We start from the raw sequence: 17,372 nt of genomic DNA on the forward strand, positions 1-17,372 counted from the left end.
TGGGGCGTGTCGTGTCTCACGGACCGGCCACCACCACCAGATGTCGCTCGCCGGTCAGCCCCGGAACATGCAGCGGCAGCACCTGTTCCACCTGCCAGCCGGCCGGCAGCTGGGCGATCTCATCGTGCGGATGGACACCCTTCATGGCCAGCAGGCGTCCGCCGGGGCGCAGCAGGTGTCCGCCGACGGCGATGATGCCGGCCAGGGTGTCCATGGCGCGGGCGGTCAGGTTGTCATAAGCGCCTGGTTCGGCCAGCGCTTCGGCACGGGATTCGGCCACGCGGGCGTTGGTCAGCCCCAGCTGGCGCACCGCTTCGCGCATGAAGCGGGCCTTCTTGCCGTTGCTTTCCACCAGGGTCACCTGCAGCTGCGGGCGGGCGATCGCCAGCGGAATGCCGGGCAGTCCGGGGCCGGTGCCCAGGTCGGCCAGGGTGCCCTGCTCCAGGTACGGCTGCATCGCCAGCGAATCGAGCAGATGGCGGGTGACCATCTCCATCGGGTCGCGGATGGCGGTGAGGTTGTAGGTGCGGTTCCAGCGGTCGAGCAGCGCCAGGTAGGTCAGCAGGGGCGGCGCCAGGGCGGCATCCAGGCCCATGGCAGCCAGGCCGCGCTCAAGCGCTTCGGCCACGCCGGCCGGGAGTTTGTGTTCGGTCATGACCCCATTATCGCAGGCTGGGGGCCTGCTGACTGCGCGGATTCGGTGCGCTTACAGCGCGTGCCAGGCCAACGCGGCGCGGAAATCGTCCGCGGCCTGCCATTCGTGCAGGTGCCAGCGTGGGGCCGGGCCCAGTTCCGGGTCGCACCAGGCCAGGTGCAGGGCGCCGTCGGCGCCGGGCGCCAGCTGCAGGCGGTGCAGGCCGAACGAGATGCCCTGCCCCTGCGCCTTGAGGATGGCTTCCTTGGCGCACCAGACCCGGAAGAACCAATGGGTGCGGGCGTCCTCATCCAGGCCCAGCAGCCAGGCCACCTCGGAAGGGTGGAAGAAGCGTTCGATGATTTCGGCCATGCGCGGGCGCGGGCGCAGCGGTTCCAGGTCCACCCCCAGCCGAACGCCCTCGCCCAGCCCCACCAGCAGCAGGCCGTGGCTGTGGCTCCAGCCGGTGCCGAAATGGGCCAGCGGGCCCTGCAGCTCCGGGCGGCCGCGCGGGTCGCGCTGCAGCGGCAGGCCCTCCGGGCTGCCGCCCAGCTGTTCGGCCAGCAGCACCCGCGCCTGCGGTTCGCCACGGGTGCCGGGCACGTGCGGCAGGCGCCAGACGGTGACCGGGCCGAACCGCCAAGGGCCGTCCAACGTGGCCGGCAGGCTCATGCGAACACCCTGCCAATACGGCTGCACGACGACTTCACGGGGGCTGCCGTCAACTGGCCCCGTCTCATCGGCACACAAACTCTGGGAGTGGACAACATGGGCATCATCATCTGGTTGATCGTCGGTGGCATCGTGGGCTGGCTGGCCAGCATCATCATGCGTCGCGACGCGCAGCAGGGCATCATCCTCAACATCGTTGTCGGCATCATCGGTGCGCTGATCGCCGGTTTCATCTTCGGCGGCGGCATCAATGAAGCGATCACGATCCGAACGTTCCTGTTCTCGCTGATCGGTGCGGTGATCCTGCTGGCAATCGTGAATCTCTTCACCCGCAAGAGCATTCGATAACCTGACACGGTGGGTAACGACCAACGGTCGTTACCTACCTCTCTCCCCTTACCCCAGCTGCACCCACGCCGGTGCGTGGTCGCTGGGCCGGTCCCACGTCCGCGGCTCGCGGTCGATGCCCGAGGCCAGCGCGCGCGCCTTGAGCGCATCCGAAATCAGGGTCAGGTCGATGCGCAGGCCCAGGTTGCGGCGGAAGCCGGCCGCGCGGTAATCCCACCAGCTGAAGACGCCCTCCTCCTCACTGTGCAGCCGGAAGGCATCGTGCAGGCCCAGCTGAAGCAGCTTGTTGAGCGCGCCGCGTTCGGCGGTGGAGGTCAGGATGTGGTTCTCGTTCCAGACCAGCGGGTCGTGCACGTCGCGCGCATCGGGGGCGATGTTGAAATCGCCCATCACCACCAGTTCGGGGTACTTCTGCAGTTCCGAGGCGACCCAGCCGTGCACCGCTTCCAGCCAGCGCAGCTTGTAGGCGTACTTGTCGGTGTCCACGTCCTGGCCGTTGACCACGTACAGGTTGATGATGCGCACGCCGTTGACGGTGCCGGCGATGGCCCGCTTCTGTTCGTCCTCGAACCCGGGAATGCCGATCTGCACATCCTGGGCCGGCTCGCGCGACAGCAGCGCCACGCCGTTGTAGGTCTTCTGCCCGGCGAACACGCTGCGGTAGCCCAGCCCGGCCAGCACCGCGTCGGGGAACTTGTGGTCCTCCATCTTGGTTTCCTGGATGCCGACCACGTCCGGCGCGAACGCGGTGAGCCACTGTTCCAGGTGCGGCAGGCGCACGTTGAGCGAATTTACGTTCCAGGAGGCGATTTTCATGGGGGCATTCTACCTGCTACGGCTGGCGCGTGAGCCGATTAGGGGCCATAATCGGCTCACCATATGAGCCGATTAGCCGGTATATTCGGCTCAGCCCTGCCTGAGGTAAGCCCATGAGCGCGCCCCGCTGGATCTGGCAACAACCCGATTGGCCGCACTTCCGGTGGCAGAACGACGCCCTGGCCCAGCCGCTGCGCGACTGTCAGCAGGCCTACGGACAGCTGCTGGGCATGGCCGGTGCCGTAGCCGGCGACCTGCAGGCAGAGGATGCGCTCGATAATCTGCTGTCCAACATTGTCACGTCATCGGCGATCGAGGGCGAACAGCTGGATGTGGGTTCCGTGCGATCGTCCCTGGCGCGCCATCTCGGGATGGCCGATGTCTCCCCCCGACGCCCGACGCCACGCAGTGAGGGATTGGCCGATCTCATGCTCGACGCGACCGGGCAAGCCGATGCTGCGTTGGATCTGACTCGACTGCTGCAATGGCATCGCTGGCTGTTTGCCGCCCAAGACACGGTTCTGCCGCTACGCATCCGCGTGGGCGCGCTGCGCGGAGAAGAGCCGATGCAGGTCGTCTCCGGCCGCCTGGATCGTCCGACTGTCCACTTCGAGGCACCTCCGCGCGAAGGATTGGAAGCGCAACTCGATGCGTTCCTGACCTGGTTCGCCAGCTCACGCAACGAGGTAACGCTGGACCCGCTGCTGCGCGCCGGCGTCGCGCATTTCTGGTTCGTTACCCTGCACCCGTTCGACGATGGCAACGGTCGCCTTACCCGTGCACTGACTGACCTTGCCTTGGCCCAGGCACAGCCGCAGGCGATCCGCTTCCACGCGATGTCCGCCAGCATCCTGGCCGACCGGTCAGGCTACTACCAGATCCTGGAAACCAGCCAGAAGGACGGGCTCGACATCACGGAATGGCTGATGTGGTTCCTGCATACCCTGCACGACAGCCTGGTGCAGGCACTTCACCGTATCGACCGCGTGCTGGCCAAGGCCCGGTTCTGGCAACTTCATCGGGAGCAGTCGCTGTCGCCGGAGCAGATCAAAGTACTCAATCGTCTGCTGGATGGCGGCGAGCGCGGCTTCAAGGACGGGATAAATGCTGCCCAGTATCAGGTTGTCGCGAAGGTGTCCAAAGCGACGGCTACCCGTCATCTGGCGGATCTGCTGGAGAAAGGCTGCCTGCGCCGCCTGCCTGGTGCCGGCCGAAGTACCCGCTATGAAATCAACATGCCTGCTTCGGATATCGCGCTGCCGGCGCTGCCTTAGTCGGCTCACTTCATACGATCAACGGACCAGCGCCTTCAGCATGCCGGCGATCCTTGAATAGGGCGGCTTGAGCAGGTCGCTCGCTGCCCAGCGTGACTGCCACAGGATCGGCAGCTGTTTGCTCATGGCGTCGAAGCCGGCGCGGCCGTGATAGGCGCCCATGCCGCTGGGGCCGACGCCGCCGAACGGCAGGCCGTTGATGGCGAAATGCAGCAGGGTGTCGTTGACGGTGACGCCGCCGGCCACGATCTGGCCGAGCACGCGCTCCACTACCGGCCGCTGTTCGCTGAAAACGTACAGCGCCAGTGGGCGGTCGCGGCCCTGTACGGATTCCAGGGCGGCATCCAGGTCGGGATAGGCGCAGACCGGCAGGATCGGGCCGAAGATTTCGTCCTGCATCAGGTCCAGGTCGGCCGGCGGGTCGAGCACGATGGTCGGCACGATCAGCCGCTCGCGGCGCGCGCGCCCGGGATCGATGCTGGCCAGTTCGATCACCGGTACGCCGCGCTCGCGCGCCTGGGCCAGGTAGCCGAGCAGGCGCTGGTACTGGCCTTCATTGATGATGCGGGTGTAGTCGTCGGTGCTGCTGAAATCGCCGTAGCGCGCGCGCACCTGGGTCTGCAGCTGCTGCACCAGCTCGCGCTGGCGGCGGCCGTCGATCAGCACGTAGTCCGGCGCGATGCAGGTCTGGCCGGCGTTGAACCACTTGCCGGTGGCCAGCCGCGCGGCGGCCTTGTCCAAGGGGTAGTCGCTGCACACGATGGCCGGTGACTTGCCGCCCAGTTCCAGGGTGAGCGGGGTCAGGTGCTGCGCGGCAGCGGCCATGACCTTGCGGCCCACGGCCGTGGAGCCGGTGAACACCAGGTGGTCCAGCGGTGAGCCGGCCAAGGCCGATGCCAACGCGGCATCGCCCTGCACTACCGCCACCCGGTCGGCGGGGAACACCTCGGCCAGCAGGTCATGCAGGAAGGCGCTGGTGCGCGGGGTGTGTTCGGAGGGTTTCAGGAGGACATGGTTACCGGCGGCAATCGCAGTGGCCAGCGGGATCAGCGCCAGGTTCACCGGGTAGTTCCAGGGCGAGATCACCCCGACCACGCCCAGTGGCACCGGCCGGGTCTGCGCCCGCGCCGGCCAGAACCGCCAGCCCACCCCGACCCGGCGCGGGCGCGTCCACCCGCGCAGGTGTCCCAGCAGGTAGTCGATCTCATTGAGCACGGTCATGCCGTCGGCGATCAGCGACTCGTGGGTGGAGCGGTGGCCGAAATCGGCGGCGATGGCCTCGGCCATCTGCGGCAGGCGCGCCTTGAGGACCGCGCGCAGGCGCTGCAGGTCGCTGCGGCGCTGTTCCAGCGACGGACGGTTGGCCTGCCAGGCGGTTCGCAGGGTGTGCAGGATGGCAGGAAGATCCGCGGGATCGGTGTGGACATCGCTCATGTCGCGACTATAGCGTCACACCATGTGAGGCCGACGGCCAGGAACGCGCGTTCTCCATTCCCGGGTCATGCCACCATCGCACGTGGTGGGGTTATCGGCAGTCGATCGGGATGCGACCCTACCCGTCTGTCCCCGGAGTTCTGGCATGAGCGAGCGTGGCGTGGAATCTCTTGGAATGTTCATCGGCAAGGCCGTGGCGGTCTCCCGTCTGGAGGGACAGGTCTCGATCAGCACCGATGACGGCTGGTCGCTGCACATCTACAACAGGGTCGCGTTCTCCGGACTTCATTCGGCGGATGCGCCTCCCTGGTCCCTTCGTCTTGAAGTGGCCGGCAGCGCTCTCGACGCGGGTGGACTGACGCTGACGTTCGGCGACGGCTCGGCCTTGCACGTGGACCTGAGCGACGGCGGATACGCAGGACCGGAGGCGATGCAGCTGAACGCACGTGACGGCCGCATCAGCGTCTGGAATTGACCCGCCAATGAAAAGGGCCGTGGCAATGCCACGGCCCTTCGGGTTTCACGCCATCACCGGTTACTTGGTGATGTCCACGCCCTTGGTTTCATGCAGGAACAGGCCGCCGACCACGACCGTCATCAGCGCGATGATGATCGGGTACCACAGGCCGTAGTAGAGGTTGCCGGTGCCGGCCACCAGCGCGAAGGAAATCGCCGGCAGGAAGCCACCGAACCAGCCGTTGCCGATGTGGTATGGCAGCGACATCGAGGTGTAGCGGATGCGGGTCGGGAACAGCTCGACCAGGTAGGCCGCGATCGGGCCGTAGACCATGGTCACGTACATCACCAGGATCCACAGCATGAACACGGTGCCGGCGATGTTGATGCGCGCGTTGTCGGCCTTGGCCGGGTAGCCCGCTGCGGTCAGCGCCGCCTTGAGTTCGCCACCGAAGGCATCGCCCTTGGCCTTGAGCTCATCCTTGGTCAGGCCGGCGGCCTCGAACGAGGTCACCTGGGTGTTGCCCACGCTTACCAGCGCCAGCGAACCGGCGGCGGCAGGCTGCACGTCGTACGGCACACCCGCCTTGGTCAGCGCGGCGGTAGCCACGTCGCAGGAGCTGGTGAACTTGCGCAGGCCGACCGGATCGAACTGGAACGAGCAGGTGTTCGGATCGGCGATGACCAGCGCCGGCGAGCTGCTGCGGGCTTCTTCGATGGCCGGGTTGGCGAAGTGGGTCAGGCCCTTGAACACCGGGATGTAGGTCACTGCGGCCAACAGACAGCCGGCCAGGATGATCTTCTTGCGGCCGATGCGATCGGACAGCCAGCCGAAGAAGATGAAGAACGGCGTACCCAGGGCCAGTGCAGCGGCGATCAGCAGGTAGGAGGTGGTGGCATCAACCTTCAGCATGCTGCTCAGGAAGAACAGCGCGTAGAACTGGCCGCCGTACCACACCACGGCCTGGCCGGCCGCGGCGCCGAGCAGGACCAGCAGCATCAGCTTGAGGTTGCCGTCCTTGAGGCTGTCACGGAACGGGGTCTTGGAACCCTTGCCTTCGGCCTTCATCTGCTGGAACAGCGGCGACTCGCTCAGCTGCAGGCGGATCCACACCGAGATGCCGAGCAGGATGATCGAGACCAGGAACGGAATGCGCCAGCCCCAGGCTTCGAACGCCTCGTTGCCCAGGAAGTAGCGGCAGGCCAGGATGATCAGCAGCGACATGAACAGGCCAAGCGTTGCCGTGCACTGGATGAAACTGGTGTACAGGCCACGCTTGTTGGCCGGTGCATGCTCGGCCACGTAGGTCGCCGCACCACCGTACTCGCCACCCATGGCCAGGCCCTGGGCCAGGCGCAGGATGATCAGGATCACCGGGGCCGCAAAACCAATCGAGGCGTAGTTGGGCAGCACGCCGACCAGGAAGGTCGAGATGCCCATGATCAGGATCGTGACCAGGAAGGTGTACTTGCGGCCGATGCGGTCGCCGAGGCTGCCGAAGAAGGCCGCGCCGAACGGACGCACGAAGAAGCCGGCCGCGAACGCCAGCAGGGCGAAGATCATGCCCGTGGTTTCATTGACCCCGCTGAAGAACTGCTTGGCGATGATCGCCGCCAGCGAGCCATACAGGAAGAAGTCATACCATTCGAACACGGTGCCAAGGCTGGACGCGAAGATGACCTTCTTGTGGCCCTTGGTAAGTTCTGCTTTTGCAGGTACGGGTGTGGTGGACATAAGACGCTTCCCCTCCGAAGCAATCATTGGTGGCAGGTGCCGACAATGCGTCGGCACCCATGCTTAAAAACTGTACTTCGTGGTGAATTGCACGCGGTTGATGTCGCCCTTCCGACCATCTTCGATCTCGCGCACGCCGTACATGTACTCCGCGCCGATATCGACCTTGGGCATCGGCGTATAGAAGATGTTGCCGCGGATGCTCTGCACGCTCTTGGTGACCAGCGGGCCCAGCACGCTGTCGTTGTCGTAATCGCTGCGGGCGTAGATCAGGTTGGTGCGCAGCTTCGGGGTGAAGGCGTGGCGCCAGCCGACATAGCCGGCCAGCACGCCGGTGGGGTTGAGCTCGTCCTGTGCCACGTCGTAGGCCGTATCGGCGGTGACGCCCAGGCCCACGTAACGGGCGATGCCTTCGCCGCCGCTGATCTGGTAGTGCAGCTGGTCGCTGCCGCCCATCACCCACTTGCCGCCCAGGGTCAGGCCGCCGCCGATCTTGTCGGCGTCGGCACCGGTGGCCTGGTTGTCGACCTTGAGCTGGCGCACGATACCGCCGACCCCGAAGGTGCCCCAGTCGCCCTTCCAGCCGTAACGCAGGGTCAGGTCCGGCAGGGAGCCGCGGTCGCTGTTGCTGGCCACGTTGGTCCACGCCCCGGTGACGGGGTTGCGGGTGCCGGTGAGCACGGTGGTTTCCGGGTTTTCCAGCGCGACGCTGAAGCCGCCCTGGGTGTAGCGGATCTGCGCCTGGCGCACGAACAGCACGCCGTCGGTGGGACCGACGAAGTCGGCCGCTTCCGGCAGCGAGGCCGCGTCCATGAAGTTCGACCAGGTCTGGCCGGCCATCCAGTTGTTCCAATACATGTATGCGTGGCGCAGGGTCACGCCGTAGGTATTGGTGGCGGTCTGGTTGCCCAGCGAGTTGCCGAAGAAGTCCATCTCGAAGAACGCACCAGACTTGTTGCCCTTGTCCGAGACGTTGTCGATGCCCAGGTTGAAGCGCGAGAACTTGGCGTGGGCGTTGAAGTCCACGTCCGAACGCTCGCCGCTGCCGCCGGCACCGGCCACCGGGGTCTGTCCCGGCAGGTACAGCGCGCGGCCGGTGGCGTCGTCGGCCAGCTGGCCATCGCCGGTCTGGGTGAGCAGGAAGTCGGCCTTGATGAAGCCACCGATCTTGACCGTGGTGCCCGGCGCGGCGCCCGGGGTAATGGTGGTGACCTGGATCGGCTGCTTGCCGGCGGGCACGGTGGCGCCGGCAGGCTGTTGCGCCTGCACGGTCTTCACCGCGGTCACGTCGGTCTGGGCCTGGCTGATCTGGGTCTGTTGCTGCTGGGTGGTGGACAGCAGCAGCTGCACCTGGCGTTCCAGTTCGGCAACGCGCGCTTCCAGCTGCTTCTCCTTGGCGGTTTCGGCAAACGCCATGCCAGGCGCCACCAACGCGACCAACAGGCAGGTCGCCAACGGCTTGCGCATGGTCTTCAACATACGGGTACTCATGTTGCCCTCTCTCCCGGGTGGCAAAGTGATCGCCGCGTGTGGGGTCACGGTCGAGCCGAGCGTGCGGCCGGTTGACGCACCCCGGCTATTGGCAATTGGTCGAAGCCTTGGGTCGGTACGACCATGGTCTAACCATTCCCTTACCTCGCGGCGCGGTGGATGCGGCAAACTGAGCGGGATGAATCGCGGGTTATGCTGCGATCGCACAACCCAGTCCTAGTGCAAGTGAGGGTGCCATGGCCGATCTTTACCCCGTCAAGGCGGACGTTGCCGCCAAGGCGCGCATTGACAAGAACACTTACCAGCAGCTCTACCGTGAGTCGGTGGACAACCCCGACGCGTTCTGGGGCAAGGCCGCCGAGCGGCTGGACTGGTACAGGAAGCCGTCCACGATCCGCAACGTCAGCTACCAGCTCGACGATTTCCGCATCAAGTGGTTCGAAGATGGCGAACTCAACGCCAGCGTGAACTGCCTGGACCGCCAGCTCGAAAAGCGCGGCGACAAGGTTGCCCTGCTGTTCGAACCGGACAGCCCGGATGCACCCGCGCAGGGCGTGACCTACCGCGAGCTGTACGAGCGCACCTGCCGCCTCGGCAACGCGCTGCGCAACCTGGGCGTCAAGAAGGGCGACCGGGTCACCATCTACCTGCCGATGATCGTCGACGCCGCCGTGGCCATGCTGGCCTGCGCGCGCATCGGTGCGATCCACTCGGTGGTGTTCGGCGGCTTTGCGCCGAATTCCATCGCCGACCGCGTGATCGACTGCGGCAGCAAGCTGATCATCACCGCCGACGAAGGCCTGCGCGGTGGCCGCAAGATCCCGCTGAAGGCCAACGTGGATGCCGCGCTGAAGCTGCCCGGCACCACCACGGTGGAAACCGTGCTGGTGGTGCGCCACACCGGCGGCGCGGTGGACATGCAGGCCCCGCGCGACCGCTGGTTCCACGACGTGGTGGACCCGCAGCCGGCGCAGTGCGAACCGGAGCGGATGAACGCCGAAGATCCGCTGTTCATCCTCTACACCTCCGGTTCCACCGGCAAGCCCAAGGGTGTGCTGCACACCACCGGCGGCTACCTGCTGTACGCGGCCTACACCCATGAAGCGGTGTTCGACCTGCGCGAAGAGGACATCTACTGGTGCACCGCCGACGTGGGCTGGGTCACCGGGCACAGCTACATCGTCTACGGCCCGCTGGCCAACGGTGCTACCTCGCTGATGTTCGAAGGCGTGCCGAACTACCCCGACACCTCGCGCTTCTGGCAGGTGATCGACAAGCACCAGGTCAGCATCTTCTACACCGCGCCCACCGCCATCCGCGCGTTGATGCGCGAAGGCGATGCACCGGTCAAGCGCACCTCGCGCGCCTCGCTGCGCCTGCTGGGCAGCGTCGGCGAGCCGATCAACCCGGAAGCCTGGCGCTGGTACTACGACGTGGTCGGCGATGGCCGCTGCCCGATCGTGGATACCTGGTGGCAGACCGAAACCGGCGGCATCCTGATTTCGCCGCTGCCCGGCGCGATCGACCTCAAGCCGGGTTCGGCCACCCTGCCGTTCTTCGGCGTGCAGCCGGCGCTGGTCAACGCCGATGGCGAGATCAAGGACGGCGCCACCGAGGGCAACCTGATCATCCGCGATTCGTGGCCGGGCCAGATGCGCACCGTCTACGGCGACCACCAGCGTTTCATCGATACCTACTTCCGCACCTACCCGGGCAGCTACTTCACCGGTGACGGCTGCCGTCGCGATGAAGACGGCTATTACTGGATCACCGGCCGCGTGGACGATGTCATCAACGTGTCCGGCCACCGCATCGGTACCGCCGAAGTGGAAAGCGCGCTGGTCTCCCACCCGAAGGTGGCCGAAGCGGCCGTGGTCGGTTTCCCGCACGACATCAAGGGCCAGGGCATCTATGCCTACGTGACCCTGGTGGCCGACGAGGCGCCGAGCGAGGAACTGCACAAGGAGCTGGTGGCATGGGTGCGCAAGGAGATCGGCCCGATCGCCTCGCCCGACCACCTGCAGTGGGCACCGGGGCTGCCGAAGACGCGCTCGGGCAAGATCATGCGCCGCATCCTGCGCAAGATCGCCGAGAACGCGCCCGACCAGCTGGGCGACACCTCGACCCTGGCCGACCCGTCGGTGGTGGCATCGCTGGTGGAAGAGCGTAAGGTCAAGTAATTGGTTCCCACCTCCCCCATGACAACCCTGCTGATTGCCGATGACCACCCCCTGTTCCGCGAAGCGCTGCGCGGCGCGGTGCAGCGGGTGATGCCGGGCGTGCAGCTGTACGAGGCCGACAGCGTGGAAGCGCTGTACCAGCTGGCCGACCAGCATGCCGACGCCGACCTGGTCCTGATGGACCTCAACATGCCCGGTGCGCAGGGCTTCAACGCGCTGGTGCACATGCGGGCGCTGCACCCGCAGTTGCCGGTGGTGGTGGTGTCCGCGCGCGAAGAGCCCACCGTGATGCGGCGGGCGCTGGACCACGGCGCGTTCGGGTTCATTCCCAAGTCGGCCGACTCGGACACCATCGGCCATGCGTTGGGGACGATCCTGGATGGCGAAACCTGGGCCCCGCCGGAGGCACACAACGTGCCGCCGACCGGGCGCGAGGAACGCGAAGTCGGGCAGCGCCTGCGCGAGCTCACCCCGCAGCAGTTCCGGGTGCTGCAGATGCTGGGCGCCGGGCGGCTCAACAAGCAGATTGCGTATGACCTCAATGTGTCCGAAGCGACCATCAAGGCGCATGTGACCGCGATCCTGCGCAAGCTGGGCGTGACCAACCGCACCCAGGCGGTGTTGATGGCCGGCAAGCTGACGCTGGATGACGAGCCGTTGGTGTTGCCGCCGGAAGAAGATTGATTCAGCGTGGTTGCCGGGCAGGGCCCGGCACTACCCGCGCAGGCCATAACGCCCATGGCGTTATAGCCTGCGCTATACATCCCAGCATTCCCTGCGCAATTCGCGTGTTTGGGCGGTAAACCGCGTTCGCGGTGCTAAGCTTCGCGTCCCCTTGGGGAGTAGCCTGTTTCCTGCTGAAGGGAAACGCCCGTATCAACATGCTCGGCCAGTGCGCCGTGGTGCGGGCAGCCAGTGATGGTTGGCGAGACCAGCGGTCCGCGTGCGCAACGACAGGTTGGGCGCGAGCGTGGACCGTTGCCCGTCATCGCCCAGCCTGCAAGCACGTCCTGATGTCCCCCATTTCCATGCTGTTGATCGGCTTTGCCATGTCCACCGATGCCTTCGCCGCAGCGGTCGGCAAAGGCGCGGCCATGCGCAAGCCCCGCTTCCCCGATGCACTGCGGGCCGGTTTGATCTTCGGCGTGATCGAAGGCATCACCCCGGTGATCGGCTGGCTGCTCGGCCGTGCCGCCTCGTCCTACGTGGAAGCCTTCGACCACTGGATCGCGTTCGTGCTGCTGGGTGCGCTGGGCGTGCACATGATCATCAACGGGGTGAAGCAAGACAAGGACGACGCCGACGAAGACCCCGACAAGCACCACGGTTTCTGGCACCTGGCGGTGACGGGGTTTGCCACCAGCATCGATGCGATGGCGGTGGGCGTGGGCCTGGCCTTCCTGGACGTGCATATCGGCGTGATGGCGGCGGTGATCGGCCTGTGCACGCTGGTGATGGTCACCACCGGCATCATGCTGGGCCGGGTGCTGGGCAATCTGATCGGCAAGCGCGCGGAGATCGCCGGTGGCGCGATCCTGATCATCGTGGGCAGCGCGATCCTGTACGAGCACCTGAGCGGCGCGGTCGGCTGACGGGTTGCCGGGCAGGGCCCGGCACTACGCATCAGGTGCGTGGACGGTGGTAGTCGACGATGTCGACCAGTTCGTGGCCGTCGGGGGTGTTCCGGTGCAGCAGGCGCCAGGCGTTGCGGCCGGGACTCTGCCGGCCCTCCCAGTGGATGTCGTTGGCGTAGAACAGCACGCCATGGAAACGTACCGGGTGGCCGCACGGGCGGTTGGCGGCGAGATCTTCCTCGATCCGGTTCAGCTCGCGCCAGGTGCGACTGTCTGCCGTGAGATCGGCAAGCTTCTCCCGCAGTAGCGCGCTCCGGAACACTTTTTCCTTGGCCGGACTGGCCGATGCGACCAGATCCGGCATCGACACCGCGTCGCCGTGAGCGGTTGCGCGGCGACGGGTGTGCCGACGGTTGACCACGCTGACCAGCTTGCCCGGCTCCAGCGTCTCCAGGGTTTCTCCGGGCAAGGTCTGCACCGAATGCACCCGCATTTCGCCATCGCACTCGTCGGTGGTGAACGCGCAGGCATCGCGCAGCGCCGTGTTGGCCAGATCCACGCGCAGATAGGGGCAGTGCAACCGGCGCAGCACGGTGCCAGCAGGTGCGCCCGGCTGGTTCAGCGCGTCGGCAATCGCGCTGGCCTGCTCCGCGCGCGCCGCCACCAGATAGCAGGCCGTGGCGCTGCGCCGGCTCAGCAGCATCACCCCGCGCAAGCCGCAGTGGGTCAGGTAGAAATGACGGATGACGCCGGCCATCAGCGGGTTCGGCGGCACCTCACGGCTGCGGCAGTAGTCATTGAACTGGGTGATCATCCGGCCGAATTCGGTTTCGAGCTGGCTGGCCAGCGATTTCAGCGCGTCCAGGTCCTCCACGCTGGTCCCCACGTCGCGCAGCCGCTGGCGCACGGCGGGATAGTCGACCAGCGCCTTTTCATGCGGCTGCAGTTGCCGCGAAGGCTTCTCCGGGTCCAGCCATCGCATCGCGTTGGCGCAGCCGATCCCCATCCAGCCGGAGATCAGCGCCGGCTTCACGATCTCGGCGACGCTCCATGCGGGGCCGGCGGCATTGGTGCAACCGCGGAACACCAGCTCGAATCCTGCGCCCACCACGGCACCCAATGTGCCTGCGAGTGTAATCGCCGCGCCGGAATGCAGCGGGGTGGCAAGGAGGGAACGCAACGAGGGAACGGGCACGGGAACTCCGCAGCGGGGTGGTCGGCTGCGCAGCATAGACAGCACGACCGCGCGGTGGTCGCGCGCCTGTCGCCTTCAACCTTTGAGGGTCGAGTGCGCGGCCAGGTACGCGCGCAGCGACGCCGGCTTGATCGGCTTGGTCAGCAGGCGGTAACCCCGCTCGCGCGCCATGCGCTTGAGTTCGTCGCGGCCATCGGCGGTGAGCAGTGCGCCGGGAATGTCGCGCCCGGCGCGCTCGCGCAGTGCCACCAGCGTGTCCAGTCCATCCAGGCGGTCATGCAGGTGGTAATCCACCAGCATCACGTCCGGCTGCGCCTGCACTTCTTCAAGCGCCTGGTCCACGGTGCTGGCGGTGATCACCTGCACCTGCCAGCGGCCCAGCAGCGCGCGCATGCCGTCCAGGATCTCCTGGTCGTTGTCCACGCACAGCACGCGCATGCCGGCCAGCGAATCGGTGCGGGTGCTGTGCTCGGGCACGCTGGCCTGCGCTTCGCTGGCCGGCAGATCCGGCACCTGCGCGCGCGGCAGCAGGATCGAGAACATGCTGCCGCTGCCCACCCGGCTGCGCGCGTTGAGGCGGTGGTCGAGCAGGCGCGAGATGCGCTGGCAGATCGACAGGCCCAGCCCCAGCCCCTGCTCCCCCCAGTCGAACGGCTGCTGGTAGCGGTGGAACTCGTTGAAGATCTGCTGCATGTGGTGCTCGGGGATGCCCGGCCCGGTATCCCACACCTGCAGTTCGATCTCGTCGCGCCGATGGCGCACGGCCAGCACGATGCGGCCCTGGCGGGTGTAACGCAGCGCATTGGCCAGGAAGTTCTGCAGCACCCGGCGCAGCAGCCGGCGGTCACTGCGCACCCAGGCCGGGCGCGCGAACAGGTCCAGGCGCAGGCCGCGCCCGGCCGCCACCGGCGAATACTGCGCGGCCAGTTCGCGCATCAGCAGGCTCACGTCGAAATCGCCGATCACCGGGTGCAGGCCGCCGGCATCCAGCCGCGACACGTCCAACAGCCCGTCCAGCAGTTCCTCGGCGGCACGCAGGGAAGCATCCACGCGCTCGGCCAGGTGGCGCTGCTCGTCGTTGTTGTGGTGGCTGTCGCGCAGCGCCGAGGCGAACAGGCGCGCCGCGTTCAGCGGCTGCAGCACGTCATGGCTGATCGCCGCCAGGAAACGGGTCTTGGACTGCTGCGCCACTTCGGCTTCATGCGAACGTTCGGCAACGCGCTGTTCCAGCGTTTCGTTGGCTTCCAGCAATGCGGTTTCGGCGTGCTTGTAGTCGGTGATGTCGTTGTAGCTGGTGACATAGCCGCCGCCGGGCAGCGCCTGGCCGCGCATTTCGATCACCCGGCCATCGCTGCGGGTGCGCTCGAAGATGTGCGGCGAACCGGCGCGCATGTAGCCAATGCGGCGGTTGATCTGCACGTCGATATCGCCCTCGCCCAGCTCACCGCGCTCGGCGTTGTAGCGGATCAGGTCGGCCACCGGGCGGCCCACGTACAGCATGCCGTCGGGGTAGCCGAACATCTGCTGGTAGCGGCGGTTCCAGGCGGTCAGGCGCATGTCCGGGTCGACCACGCTGACCCCGGCGCTGATGTTCTCCAGCGTGGTGGACAGGATCTCGCGGTTGAAACGCAGTTCCTGGCCGGCTTCGTCCAGCACCGCCACCACTTCCCCCAGGTCCATGCCCGAGCCGCGCAGCAGGCTGGTCAGCAGCAGGCGCGCCGACGCCGCACCGATCGAGGCCGCCAGCAGGCGTTCGGTGAACTGCACCCAGGCGCGGTCGGCAGGCGCGGAGGCCTGCAGTTCGCGGCCCAGCGACTGCGCCTGCTCGAAGAACGAACGGCGCGCGTGGCGGTCGCCGACCACGCGCGAGGCCAGCGCCAGCAGGTCGCCCACGTGCACGTGACCCGGCCAGGCACCGGCCACCGAAGGGCGCTCGGCATACGGGTCCAGGAACGGGGCGGCGCGCAGGCGCTCGTCCACGCCCGGGCGCCAGCGCACCGACACCAGCAGCATCGCGGCGGCGTTGACCAGCAGCGACCAGAACGTGCCGTGGGTGAGCGGATCCCAACCGGTCATGCCGAACAGGCGCTGCGGCTGCAGCCAGGAGATGCCGAACGGGCCTTCGCTCAACCAGCTCGCATCCATCCAGCCCGCATGGGTCAGCGCCGGCAGCAGCAGGGTGTAGATCCAGGTGCCGAAGCCGAGCAGGATGCCGGCCTCCACGCCCTTCCGGCTTGCGCCGCGCCAGTACAGGCCGCCGATCAGGCCCGGCGCGAACTGCGCCACCGCGGCGAACGCCATCAGCCCGTACGACGCCAGCGTGCTGTCGTTGCTGCTGCCGCGGTAGTAGCTGTAGGCGGCCAGCGCCAGCAGCAGGATCGCCATGCGGCGGATCCACAGCACCCGCGAGGCGACGTCGGCTGCTTCCTGGTGGTCGCCACTGCGGCGCAGCAGCACCGGCATCACCAGGTCGTTGCTGACCATGGTGGCCAGTGCGATGGAGGACACGATGACCATGCCGGTGGCGGCCGAGAAGCCGCCCACGTAGGCCACCAGCGCCAGGAATTTACGGCCTTCGGCCAACGGCAGCGCCAGCACCATGCTGTCGTCGGCGATGCTGCCGCCGGTGCCGAACAGGGTCACGCCGGCGGTGGCGATGGGAATCACCATCGCCGAAATGATGATCAGGTAGCCGCCGAACATCCAGCGCGCGCGGCGCACGTCGCGCACGTCGCCGCATTCCACCACGGCCACGTGGAACTGGCGCGGCAGGCACACGATGGCCAGGAAGCTGAGCAGGGTCTGCGAGATGAAGCCCACCGGCGGCAGCCCGGTAAACAGCGTATGCGCGCTGCGCACCACGGTTTCGCCACGGTCGGCCAGCCACAGGTAGGCGAACAGGCCCAGCGCCACCATCGCGATCAGCTTGATCATCGATTCCAGCGCGATGGCCAGCATCATGCCGTGGTGGTGTTCGGTGGCGTCGACCTGGCGGGTGCCGAACAGGGTTGCGAACAGCGCCATCAGCAGCGCCACGTACAACGCAGGGTCGCTGAAGTACCCGGTGGGGCCGACGCTGCCGGTCAGCACCTGCAGGCTCATCGCCACGGCTTTGTACTGCAGCGCCAGGTAGGGAACGATGCCGATCAGCGCGATCACCGCCACCAGCGCGGCCAAGCGCCGCGAGCGGCCGAAGCGCGAGGAGATGAAATCGGCGATGGACACCACGTTCTGGCTGCGCGCGATCAGCGCCAGCCGCTCGATGATGCGCCAGCCGAACAGCAGCAGCAGCAGCGGGCCCAGGTAGATGGGCAGGTAGCCGATGCCGTTGCGCACCGCCGTACCCACCGCCCCGTAGAAGGTCCACGACGAGCAGTACACCGCCAGCGCAAGGCTGTAGACCACCGGGCGCAACCACGGGCGGTCGGGGTACATCGGCCGGCGGTCGCCCCACCAGGCCACGCCGAACAACAGGGCGGCATAGGCCACCGACACCAGCAGCAGGATCCAGCTAGAAACCACGGGCATGTTTCCGCGAGCGTGACCGGCAGTGTAGCCGCTGC

The 17,372-nt window shown here is 67.0% G+C and carries 14 protein-coding genes; 6 read left to right on the top strand and 8 right to left on the bottom strand.

The genetic code is table 11. The features are described from left to right. Positions 1-16 precede the first annotated feature (16 nt). Together rsmG and NMB40_RS17760 are read right to left on the bottom strand one after the other, a co-directional pair. Positions 17-655, bottom strand: a complete 639-nt coding sequence (gene rsmG / locus NMB40_RS17755) for a 16S rRNA (guanine(527)-N(7))-methyltransferase RsmG (protein ID WP_448143890.1) — start codon at positions 653-655, stop codon at positions 17-19. Positions 656-706: 51 nt separating this feature from the next. Beyond that, positions 707-1,306, bottom strand: a complete 600-nt coding sequence (locus tag NMB40_RS17760; protein WP_282243567.1) for a 4'-phosphopantetheinyl transferase family protein — start codon at positions 1,304-1,306, stop codon at positions 707-709. A 96-nt stretch (positions 1,307-1,402) separates the two neighbouring features. Between NMB40_RS17760 and NMB40_RS17765 the strand changes: the two genes are divergently transcribed. Continuing rightward, positions 1,403-1,654, top strand: a complete 252-nt coding sequence (locus NMB40_RS17765; RefSeq protein ID WP_494359285.1) for a GlsB/YeaQ/YmgE family stress response membrane protein — start codon at positions 1,403-1,405, stop codon at positions 1,652-1,654. A gap of 48 nt (positions 1,655-1,702) precedes the next feature. On the opposite strand, the gene xth is transcribed toward NMB40_RS17765, so the two are convergent. Continuing rightward, positions 1,703-2,470: an exodeoxyribonuclease III gene (xth, locus tag NMB40_RS17770; RefSeq protein ID WP_494359286.1), complete on the bottom strand. Its 768-nt coding sequence runs from the start codon at positions 2,468-2,470 to the stop codon at positions 1,703-1,705. 113 nt (positions 2,471-2,583) lie between these two features. Between xth and NMB40_RS17775 the strand changes: the two genes are divergently transcribed. Beyond that, entirely contained in the window at positions 2,584-3,744 is a 1,161-nt protein-coding gene (locus tag NMB40_RS17775) for a Fic family protein (RefSeq protein ID WP_494359287.1), read from the top strand. A gap of 18 nt (positions 3,745-3,762) precedes the next feature. On the opposite strand, the gene NMB40_RS17780 is transcribed toward NMB40_RS17775, so the two are convergent. Continuing rightward, on the bottom strand, positions 3,763-5,178 hold the full coding sequence (locus tag NMB40_RS17780) for a coniferyl aldehyde dehydrogenase (protein WP_494359288.1): 1,416 nt from the start codon (positions 5,176-5,178) through the stop codon (positions 3,763-3,765). A 145-nt stretch (positions 5,179-5,323) separates the two neighbouring features. Between NMB40_RS17780 and NMB40_RS17785 the strand changes: the two genes are divergently transcribed. Continuing rightward, entirely contained in the window at positions 5,324-5,653 is a 330-nt protein-coding gene (locus NMB40_RS17785) for a hypothetical protein (protein ID WP_494359289.1), read from the top strand. Between the two features lie 60 nt (positions 5,654-5,713). Here NMB40_RS17785 and NMB40_RS17790 read toward each other — a convergent pair whose 3' ends face one another. Next, positions 5,714-7,369 carry an MFS transporter gene (locus tag NMB40_RS17790; RefSeq protein ID WP_494359290.1) on the bottom strand — a complete coding sequence of 552 codons (1,656 nt, stop codon included), beginning with the start codon at positions 7,367-7,369 and terminating at the stop codon, positions 5,714-5,716. Between the two features lie 63 nt (positions 7,370-7,432). After that, positions 7,433-8,860, bottom strand: a complete 1,428-nt coding sequence (locus NMB40_RS17795; RefSeq protein WP_282244603.1) for a DcaP family trimeric outer membrane transporter — start codon at positions 8,858-8,860, stop codon at positions 7,433-7,435. A 236-nt stretch (positions 8,861-9,096) separates the two neighbouring features. Between NMB40_RS17795 and acs the strand changes: the two genes are divergently transcribed. From acs to mntP, 3 genes are all read left to right on the top strand, one after another. Then, positions 9,097-11,040 (top strand): acetate--CoA ligase, encoded by a 1,944-nt coding sequence (gene acs, locus NMB40_RS17800; RefSeq protein ID WP_494359291.1) that lies wholly within the window; start codon positions 9,097-9,099, stop codon positions 11,038-11,040. An 18-nt stretch (positions 11,041-11,058) separates the two neighbouring features. Further along, the gene (locus NMB40_RS17805; RefSeq protein ID WP_282244608.1) at positions 11,059-11,724 is read left to right on the top strand and encodes a response regulator transcription factor; all 666 of its coding nucleotides are present in this window, start codon (positions 11,059-11,061) and stop codon (positions 11,722-11,724) included. Between the two features lie 329 nt (positions 11,725-12,053). Then, positions 12,054-12,632, top strand: coding sequence for a manganese efflux pump MntP (gene mntP, locus NMB40_RS17810; protein WP_494359292.1), 579 nt, complete (start codon positions 12,054-12,056; stop codon positions 12,630-12,632). A 31-nt stretch (positions 12,633-12,663) separates the two neighbouring features. Here the strand turns inward: mntP and NMB40_RS17815 are convergent, their stop codons facing one another. Together NMB40_RS17815 and NMB40_RS17820 are read right to left on the bottom strand one after the other, a co-directional pair. Beyond that, positions 12,664-13,809, bottom strand: coding sequence for a hypothetical protein (locus NMB40_RS17815; protein WP_494359293.1), 1,146 nt, complete (start codon positions 13,807-13,809; stop codon positions 12,664-12,666). 75 nt (positions 13,810-13,884) lie between these two features. Then, a complete protein-coding gene (locus NMB40_RS17820; RefSeq protein WP_494361098.1) occupies positions 13,885-17,331 on the bottom strand; it encodes a hybrid sensor histidine kinase/response regulator in 3,447 nt (1,148 codons plus the stop codon). Positions 17,332-17,372 lie beyond the last annotated feature (41 nt).

It is taken from the genome of Stenotrophomonas sp. FBCC-B152 (assembly GCF_059134105.1).

Bases quoted from the DNA above. Each gene is read 5' to 3' on its own strand.
- rsmG (WP_448143890.1), bottom strand. From the start codon at position 655: ATGACCGAACACAAACTCCCGGCCGGCGTGGCCGAAGCGCTTGAGCGC.
- NMB40_RS17760 (WP_282243567.1), bottom strand. From the start codon at position 1,306: ATGAGCCTGCCGGCCACGTTGGACGGCCCTTGGCGGTTCGGCCCGGTC.
- NMB40_RS17765 (WP_494359285.1), top strand. From the start codon at position 1,403: ATGGGCATCATCATCTGGTTGATCGTCGGTGGCATCGTGGGCTGGCTG.
- xth (WP_494359286.1), bottom strand. From the start codon at position 2,470: ATGAAAATCGCCTCCTGGAACGTAAATTCGCTCAACGTGCGCCTGCCG.
- NMB40_RS17775 (WP_494359287.1), top strand. From the start codon at position 2,584: ATGAGCGCGCCCCGCTGGATCTGGCAACAACCCGATTGGCCGCACTTC.
- NMB40_RS17780 (WP_494359288.1), bottom strand. From the start codon at position 5,178: ATGAGCGATGTCCACACCGATCCCGCGGATCTTCCTGCCATCCTGCAC.
- NMB40_RS17785 (WP_494359289.1), top strand. From the start codon at position 5,324: ATGAGCGAGCGTGGCGTGGAATCTCTTGGAATGTTCATCGGCAAGGCC.
- NMB40_RS17790 (WP_494359290.1), bottom strand. From the start codon at position 7,369: ATGTCCACCACACCCGTACCTGCAAAAGCAGAACTTACCAAGGGCCAC.
- NMB40_RS17795 (WP_282244603.1), bottom strand. From the start codon at position 8,860: ATGAGTACCCGTATGTTGAAGACCATGCGCAAGCCGTTGGCGACCTGC.
- acs (WP_494359291.1), top strand. From the start codon at position 9,097: ATGGCCGATCTTTACCCCGTCAAGGCGGACGTTGCCGCCAAGGCGCGC.
- NMB40_RS17805 (WP_282244608.1), top strand. From the start codon at position 11,059: ATGACAACCCTGCTGATTGCCGATGACCACCCCCTGTTCCGCGAAGCG.
- mntP (WP_494359292.1), top strand. From the start codon at position 12,054: ATGTCCCCCATTTCCATGCTGTTGATCGGCTTTGCCATGTCCACCGAT.